The 7,827-nt window shown below is 55.8% G+C and carries 9 protein-coding genes; 7 read left to right on the top strand and 2 right to left on the bottom strand.

Annotated features, from left to right (window positions below):
- Positions 1-596: pyridoxal-phosphate dependent enzyme (locus K0B87_08825; protein MBW6514841.1), on the bottom strand; the 596-nt coding region annotated here is incomplete at its 3' end.
- 14 nt (positions 597-610) lie between these two features.
- Positions 611-2,071: an aminotransferase class I/II-fold pyridoxal phosphate-dependent enzyme gene (locus tag K0B87_08820; protein ID MBW6514840.1), complete on the bottom strand. Its 1,461-nt coding sequence runs from the start codon at positions 2,069-2,071 to the stop codon at positions 611-613.
- 125 nt (positions 2,072-2,196) lie between these two features.
- Here K0B87_08820 and asnB point away from each other — a divergent pair, with 125 nt between their 5' ends.
- The 7 genes from asnB to K0B87_08785 form a co-directional block, all read left to right on the top strand.
- A complete protein-coding gene (gene asnB / locus K0B87_08815; GenBank protein MBW6514839.1) occupies positions 2,197-4,158 on the top strand; it encodes an asparagine synthase (glutamine-hydrolyzing) in 1,962 nt (653 codons plus the stop codon).
- Positions 4,159-4,211: 53 nt separating this feature from the next.
- Positions 4,212-5,093, top strand: a complete 882-nt coding sequence (locus tag K0B87_08810) for a hypothetical protein (protein MBW6514838.1) — start codon at positions 4,212-4,214, stop codon at positions 5,091-5,093.
- A gap of 292 nt (positions 5,094-5,385) precedes the next feature.
- Positions 5,386-5,706: a 30S ribosomal protein S16 gene (rpsP, locus tag K0B87_08805; GenBank protein ID MBW6514837.1), complete on the top strand. Its 321-nt coding sequence runs from the start codon at positions 5,386-5,388 to the stop codon at positions 5,704-5,706.
- 11 nt (positions 5,707-5,717) lie between these two features.
- Complete coding sequence (locus K0B87_08800; GenBank protein ID MBW6514836.1) at positions 5,718-5,948, top strand: KH domain-containing protein; 231 nt, start codon at positions 5,718-5,720, stop codon at positions 5,946-5,948.
- A complete protein-coding gene (locus K0B87_08795) occupies positions 5,949-6,455 on the top strand; it encodes a PRC-barrel domain-containing protein (protein MBW6514835.1) in 507 nt (168 codons plus the stop codon).
- A complete protein-coding gene (gene trmD / locus K0B87_08790) occupies positions 6,455-7,132 on the top strand; it encodes a tRNA (guanosine(37)-N1)-methyltransferase TrmD (GenBank protein ID MBW6514834.1) in 678 nt (225 codons plus the stop codon). The genes K0B87_08795 and trmD overlap by 1 nt, the downstream gene beginning before the upstream one ends.
- Before the next feature lie 564 nt (positions 7,133-7,696).
- The coding region (locus tag K0B87_08785; GenBank protein ID MBW6514833.1) for a 50S ribosomal protein L19 at positions 7,697-7,827 on the top strand (131 nt) is incomplete at its 3' end.

Below are 7,827 nucleotides of genomic sequence, written 5' to 3'. Positions count from 1 at the left end.
AAGGCGCGTTTGACCAAAGCCTGGCAATCGTCGAACTTGCCGTCTATGGAAATAATGCGGACATTTTTGCCCAGGGTGGTCATTTGTTTGCGCTGCCGGGGCGTGACCTCCTTTTCGGGATAGAGGACCACGACCTGGATGTTGTCCAGCCCGTAGAAGGCGTTGGCGATCGCGCTGCCGGTGTCGCCGGAAGTGGCGGTGAGGATGAGCAGGTTCTCTTTGTCCTGGGCGAGGAAATACTGCATCAGCCTGCCCATCAGGCGGGCGGCAAAATCCTTGAAAGAAGCCGTCGGCCCCTGGTCCAGGCGCATCAGATGGCGCGAACCCTCCACCCGTTCCAGGGGTACGTCGTAGTTGTAGGCTTCTTCGGCGAGGCGAAGCAGGTCCGCGTCCGGGATCTCCTCGTGGAGATACTTTCGGGCGATGGTGAATGCGATCATGGGGTAGGGCAGGTCGCTCAAGGAGGCGATCTCGTCCTGGGAGAGCTTTGGGATCGCGACCGGCATGTAGAGTCCGCCGTCGTCGGCCAGACCCTTCAGCAGGGCCTGTTTGAATGTTACCTGGCGGGCTTTGAGGTTGGTCGAATAATACGGCATCTTTGTTCCGGGGATCATTTCCTCAGCCGGGCTGAAGAGGCTCCTCCGGCAGAGTAATCTGGCGCGGAGTGGTCGATTGTCTTGCCATCGAGTGTGGCCAGGGCTTGATCCAGGTCGCGGATCACGTCGTCGGGATGCTCGGCTCCCACGCTCAGGCGGATCAGGTTCATGGGGATGGCGGCAAGTTTGCGCCCTTCCTCGCCTTGTTGGGAGTGGGTGGAGATGGCTGGAATGGTGGCCACGGATTTGATCCTGCCGAGGTCTGTGGCGCGCCAGATGCGGGTCATGCCGTCGAACACCTTGCGGCAGGCTTCCGCTCCGCCCTTCACTTCAAAGGACATCAGATGGCCATAGCGGTTAACCGGCTGCATGTAGTTGGGATCATCCTCGGCGTCCACCAGGAACATGTATTTTTTGGCCAACGGATGCAGGGGGTGAGATTCCAGACCCAGGTAATTTACTTTGTCGATGTGCTTGTGGTTGGCCAGGAATTCCGAGATCCGCATGGTGTTTTGGGACATCGCGTCCATCCTCATGCGCAGGGTGCGGATGTCGTTGATGGCCATTGCGCACTGGAAGGGTGAAAGGTTTGGGCCGTAATCGCGGGCGGGGAGCAGCTTCAGATAGGTGCAAAAGTCTTCCTTGAGGGCGGCGTTGTCGATCTTGGAAGTGATGTTTTTTCTGGCGATGATGGCTCCGGCGATGCCCAATCCACTGCAGGCCAAGGATTTGGTCACGGACTGCACGACGATGTCCGCGCCGAAGGCTAAGGGGCGCATCAGCGCGGGCGTGGCCACGGTGGAATCGACAATAAAGGGAATTCCATATTTATGCGCGAGGTCAGCCACTTTCTTCAGGTCAAAGAAGGCCAGGGTGGGGTTGCTGGGCATTTCGCCATAGAGGAACCGGGTGTTCTCATCGATCAGGGACTCCCATTCGCCGAGGTCGGCTGAATTGATGACCTTGCGCCATTCACAGCGGCTTTCCTGGTCCTTGCGCACGGAAAAGAGTTGATAAGTGCCGCCGTAGACCTGTGAGGTTGCGACGAAATTTATCGGCCGTTCAGGATGGTGGGGATCGGGATGGAGAAACTCTTCAACGGCGGTGCGGATGGCGGACATTCCTGACGTCGTCGCCAGGCAGGATGCTTCCACGCCACTGTGGTATTCCTCCAGAAGCGCCAGAAGCCCTTCCAGGTAATACATGCTGGGGTTGGCGATACGGGAATAACACCAGGTCGGGATCTGATAGCCGAGGCCCAGTTCCATCTCGTCAGAATCACGGTAGGCTTGTGAAGCTGAAAGGTACATCGGCTCCATGATCGAGCCCTGATTGTAATCCAGGGATTCCTGCATCGAGTAGATCCCGTGCACCGCGATGGTGTCGAACCTGCAGTCGCGCATCTGTTTGCGATAGTTGGCGTGCCAATCCATTGCCCGTTTGGCCGCCTCGAGGTAGTGCTTCTTTCCTTCCATGTGGATACTCCTAAAAATTTATTGTTTACACCATCCCAACAGGGATGATATTGTCAACTGATTTTTGGGCCGGCCAGAGAAAGTGCTTGACCTAAAGGACAGCCTCAGATATCTGATTCCCCATCATGTGCGGAATATCAGGAATAATAAGTCTGGAAAACGGCAGCAAGGTTGATACGGTCCTCTTGGCCAGAATGACTCTGGCCGTCAGCCATCGCGGGCCGGATGACGAGGGCTATTTCCTCTGGAACTCCAAAACATGGACTGGCCTGCAGTTCAGCGGGAAGGCCTCATCGGAAGCGGTCAGGAGGCTCCATCCGCAACTTGACCCCGGGCTTAAAACCAATCTGGGTCTGGGCTTCCGGCGCCTGGCCATCCTGGACACAAGCGAGGGCGGGCATCAGCCGATGTACGATCCGGAATTGGGCCTGGCTATCGTCTTCAATGGCGAGATCTACAACTACCTCGAGCTGCGCGATGAGCTGACCCTGGCCGGCTACGCTTTCACAACCGGCTCCGACACCGAGGTCATCCTCAAGGCCTATCACGCTTGGGGCGAAGGCTGTTTGGAACGCTTCAACGGGATCTGGGCCCTGGCGATCTGGGACGGGCGGAAGCTCTTCTGCTCCCGCGACCGCTTTGGCGTTAAACCATTCTACTACTGCGTTCACGACCGCGTTCTCTATTTTGGCTCGGAAATTAAACAACTCCTGCTCACCGGAGTGGACAAAAGCCTCAACGAGCCGATGCTCTGGCGCTCCATGAAGATCAATTCACTGCAGGTTTATGGCGAGGAAACGTTTTGGCGAAACATCAATGCTCTGCCAGCCGGCCACAACCTCATCATCCAGGATGGAAGCATCATCCGAAGCTGCTACCATCGCCTCGATCCGGACACCTTTGGCTCCAGCGGTTTGACTATTACCGACGCGGTCGAAAGATACCGGGATTTGTTCGAAAGGGCGGTGAAACTGCAGCTCCGCTCGGACGTGGAGGTGGGCGCCTGCTTAAGCGGAGGCCTGGATTCCTCAGCCATAGTCTGCGCGGCCTCGAAGCTTGCTGCCAAGCCTCTGCAAACCTTTTCCTCCTTCTTCGCCGAGGTCCCCGCCCTGGACGAAAGGCGCTGGATCGCCGCGGTGGCATCTCAATGCGGCTGTGCATCGCATCTGACCTCGCCGGGAGTGGAGGACGCCCTGGCTTGGTTTGAAGATGCCACCTGGTACAACGATCTGCCTGTGGGAGCCGGATTTGCCGCCCAATACGGAGTGATGAAGCTGGCCCAGCAAAAAGGGATCAAGGTGCTGCTGGATGGACAGGGCAGCGATGAGCTCACGGCCGGCTACAAACACGCCCAATACAGGTATCTGGCCGAACTGCTCCGGAAAGGCGAACTGAAAAACCTGGGGGCCGAGATCGGTGCTTTCTTGAAAACCCAGGGAGCAGGAAAAGGCTTGTCCGGCCTGACGAAGAGCCTGCTCGCGACCCTGTTGCCCGAATCCCGGCTCTACGATCTGGAATTCAAATATCTGCGCTTCGAACCCTTCAACCGCGATTTCACCCAACGCTGCCGGACTTCGCTGAGCGAGGCCATCCTCGCCGGAGTGGCCGATACGAAGGGCGGAAAACTCTCCAATTTCCTTTACAACGCTGTTTATAGCACCTCCCTGCCCACTTTGCTGCATTGGGAGGACCGGATGTCCATGGCCGCCTCGATCGAAAGCCGGGTGCCTTTTTTGGACCACGAACTGGCGGAGCTGGCCTTCTCCCTTCCCTCCCATTACAAGATCAGCCACGCGACGGGCAAACACGTGCACCGCCAGGCCATGCGGGATATCGTGCCCGCGGAGGTCTTTGCCAGACAGGGAAAATCCGTCTTTGGCTCTCCTTTTCACGCTTTGTGGCTGCGCGGAGGCATGCAGAAAGAGGTGGAAGCGATGTTTGCCTCGGCTGAATTCCGCCGCCGCGGGATCTGGGACCTGCCCCGGATTGGCGCTAACTGGCAGAAATACCTGCGGGGCGACGATTCCCAGGCCGAAATGATCTTCAACGTCTTTGCCCTGGAGACCTGGTTCCGCGTCTGGGGCTGAGTTGTGTGCCGTGATAGTGAAACAATCCATAGGATAAAACATTGAGGTATCTCATGAGAATAGCGTTAAAATGCCTGCTGATCGGCCTCGCGCTGATCGGCCTGAGTTCCTGCAAACTCTTCAAGACCCCCACCCTGGAGAAGGTCCACGACGTCAAGGTGCTCTCCATAGATCCGGACAAGACCAATCTGGAAGTGTCCATCAGCGTCAACAATTCCAATTGCTACACGCTGATCCTGAAAGAACTGGAGGTCAATCTGCTGAACAGGACCCGGGAACGGATCGGCTCCGTGGAACTGAAAAAGGCCGTGGAGATCCCCAAAAAGCGCTCCAACGCGCTTGATTTCCATATTTCCCTGGATACCCGGCCCACGGTCAAAATGGTCAACCACTCCGACCAGAAGGTCTTTGTCTACATCTCCGGCGAAGGATCGGGCAAGGTTTTGGGCGTGAGCAAGAAATTCAGCTTCGAAGAGCCTTATGAGATCGACATCAAAGAACAACTGGAAAAGGTGGTCTCCGGATTCAAAGCCGACGGGCAGGACATTTTCCAGATCAAACGCAGCTACGTCAAACAAGTGCGCCTGGCCCAAAGCCAGATCGCGGTGGATTTTCTGATCCTCAATCCCTACGGGCTCCAGTTCAAATTGAAAAGTTTTCCCTCCACCATCTCCATCGGAGGCAGGGAAGCGGGCACGGGGGAGATCTTGCAGCCTCTGGAATTTGACGAAAGGGTCTATTCCCGGGAAGGCAGCATGACCTTCAAGATCAACAACTGGAAGGCCATCGTCAATGCCGTGAAAGGCGCTTTCAAAGGCGAGATCGAATATGAGGTGAACGGCAAGGTGAAGATCGACGCCTATGGCCTGGAGATCGACCAGCCCTTCACTTATGGGGACTTGATCTATATCAATGTGAGCGAACTGATCTTCTGACGCGGCCAGTCAGATAACCTGCGCCAATGATGATATCATCCAACACTTCCCGAATCCAGTTGGGAAAGTGTTGGGCGAGGGTGCGGCAAACATTGGATGAAGTCATCTGGAGAAAGGCATGCTGTGTGCGGGTAACTCAGTTCGCTGCCCAGGAACATGGCATTGATTCCGGCACTGATGGATAGATGACGGGATAAAGTAAGCCGCAGGCAAGAAATAGCTTGACGAAAACGGGACTCACAAAAACATTGGCTTATTATAGATAAATCTACTGGAAAATAGCCAAGGAGAAATAATGGTCAAGCTGAGACTGAGAAGGATGGGAGCGAACAACCAGCCTTTTTACCGCATCGTGGCGATGGATTCACGCAAGAGCCGCGACGGGGAATACATTGAGTGCATAGGTTGGTATGATCCCAAGCCCACTCCTTCGAAAATTCAAATAGAAAAAGATCGCGCCCTGTATTGGCTCGGTGTAGGCGCGCAACCCAGCGACACAGTGAGGTCGCTGTTGCGCAAGGCCGGTATCTTGCAGCTCCGGCACGAGCAGAAAATAGAGAAAAGAGCCGAAGCGGAAGCAGTCCGCCCAGAACCCAACGCAGACAACAGCTGAAGAGGTGAACAATGAAGGACCTGATCGAATTCATGGTGAAAGCGCTTGTTGACGATCCCAGTGAGGTTAACATCACCGAGATAGCCGGCGACAAGATCACGCTGTATGAACTACGGGTCGCCAAAAGCGACATCGGCAAGGTGATCGGCAAACGTGGCCGCACAGCCGGGGCGATCCGTACCATCATCAACGCGGTGAGCACGAAACAAGGGAAAAGGGCCGAACTCGAAATCATCGAGTAGATGAAATTTTCTGATCTGACCGGCATCGGCAGGTTAGGCGGACCCGACGGCGAAGGTTTTTATCAGGTTCTGGTCAAGCCACGGTATCGTTCTGTTTTTGCCGCGGCCGAAGATGTTTTTTTGATCTTTAACAGCGATAGAGTGTTTTACGTAACTATCAGTGAAAGAGATATATCCGATCGTAAGATCAGGGTGAAATTCGCCGAGGACGGCATCGCCGAAGAACGTAAGAAGCACCGCGAAGTGATCCTGGCCATTGAAAACCCCAACGCAGGCGGTGAGGACCCGGAGCCGGTCATCGGCTACACGGTGGTTTTTCAAAACCGCGAAGTGGGGAAGGTCACGGACTATTTCCACAACAACGCGCAATACGTTCTGGTGGTGGAAGCCCAAGGCGGAAAAGAGATCCTGATCCCCTGGGTGGATTACTTCGTGGCCGATATCGTTCACGACCCGGGAGTGGTGGTGCTCGTCAACGCGGCCAGCCTGCTCTTTGGGGATTCATGATGAAGATCGAGGTCCTCAGCCTGTTTCCCGGCGCTTTTGCCGGGTTTCTGAAAAGCAGCATGGTGGCGCGGGCGATCGCGCGTAAGGCCTTGGAGGTCCGGATAACGGATTTCCGGAATTATGCCGGCAACAAGCACAACCAGGTCGACGACTACGCCTTTGGCGGGTTTCCCGGCATGGTGATCCAGGCCCAGCCTGTGTATGAATCCCTGAAAGAATTGCTTGATGAATCCTGGGCCCCGGTGGTGTATTTCACGCCCCAGGGCAGGAAACTGGAGCAGCCAGACCTGGAGTATTATGCTGGTTTGCCTCGTGTGATCCTGCTTTGCGGACATTACAAGGAGCTCGACCAACGCCTGCGCGACATCGCGGTTTGCGACGAGCTTTCCCTCGGCGACTACGTCCTCTCCGGAGGCGAGATCCCCGCCATGGCCTTCATTGACGGCGTGGCCAGGCTTCAACCCGGAGTTCTGGGCGACATCAATTCCGCCGGAAGCGATTCGTTCAGCGCAGAACAGGAGGGACTGGGATTTCCTTGCTACACAAGGCCGGAAACCTGGATGGAACAGACCGTTCCGCCCGTCCTCAGGGAAGGGAACCACAAGAAGATTGACCAGTGGGCGAATGACCAGGCGCGGAGGCTCACCCGGACACGGCGTCCGGACCTGAAGAAATGAGCGCGCTCTACGTCGCCCTGGCCCATCATCCAGTCCTGAACAAAGCCAGTCAGACCGTGACGACCTCCATCAGCAACCTCGATATCCACGATATCGCCAGGGCTGCCCTCACCTACGGGGTCAAAGCGTATTACATCATCCACTCCGATCCCGCGCAGAAAAGCCTGCTGGCCAGCATCCGGAACTTTTGGCAAAACGATGATCTGCCCTACAACCCTGACCGCAGCCTGGCCCTGTCCCGGATCAGGCAAAGCGATACGATCGAAACCACTTTGACAGAGATTACAAAGCAGGAAGCGATGCGTCCGCGAGTTATCACAACGACCGCGCGGAACATGCAGAATCAGATATCCTATGGCTATCTGAAGACCTTGACACAACTCGAAAAGCCGATCCTGATCATCTTTGGGACCGGTTACGGATTATGTGATGAAGTTCATCAGTTGGCGGACCACATCCTCCAGCCCGTCCAAGGCTGCGGGGAATACAACCATCTTTCCGTCCGCAGTGCCGTGAGTGTCGTTTTGGACCGCATTTCTTCCGAGTACATATATGGGAGGAACCATGGATATTCTGCACACAGTTGGCAGAGACCAAATCAGAACCGACTTTCCCGACTTTCGCGCAGGCGACACGGTGAAGGTCCATTATAAAATTAAGGAAGGTGGCAAGGAACGCGTTCAGGTGTTCCAGGG

This window comes from Candidatus Syntrophosphaera sp. (assembly GCA_019429425.1).
GTDB lineage: Bacteria > Cloacimonadota > Cloacimonadia > Cloacimonadales > Cloacimonadaceae > Syntrophosphaera.
The sequence above is the reverse complement of the archived record's forward strand: the minus strand, read 5'-3'. Positions and strand labels throughout refer to the sequence as shown.

Excerpts from the sequence above, each read along its gene's own strand:
- K0B87_08820 (MBW6514840.1), bottom strand. The coding sequence starts at position 2,071 with ATGGAAGGAAAGAAGCACTACCTCGAGGCGGCCAAACGGGCAATGGAT.
- asnB (MBW6514839.1), top strand. The coding sequence starts at position 2,197 with ATGTGCGGAATATCAGGAATAATAAGTCTGGAAAACGGCAGCAAGGTT.
- K0B87_08810 (MBW6514838.1), top strand. The coding sequence starts at position 4,212 with ATGAGAATAGCGTTAAAATGCCTGCTGATCGGCCTCGCGCTGATCGGC.
- K0B87_08800 (MBW6514836.1), top strand. The coding sequence starts at position 5,718 with ATGAAGGACCTGATCGAATTCATGGTGAAAGCGCTTGTTGACGATCCC.
- K0B87_08795 (MBW6514835.1), top strand. The coding sequence starts at position 5,949 with ATGAAATTTTCTGATCTGACCGGCATCGGCAGGTTAGGCGGACCCGAC.
- trmD (MBW6514834.1), top strand. The coding sequence starts at position 6,455 with ATGAAGATCGAGGTCCTCAGCCTGTTTCCCGGCGCTTTTGCCGGGTTT.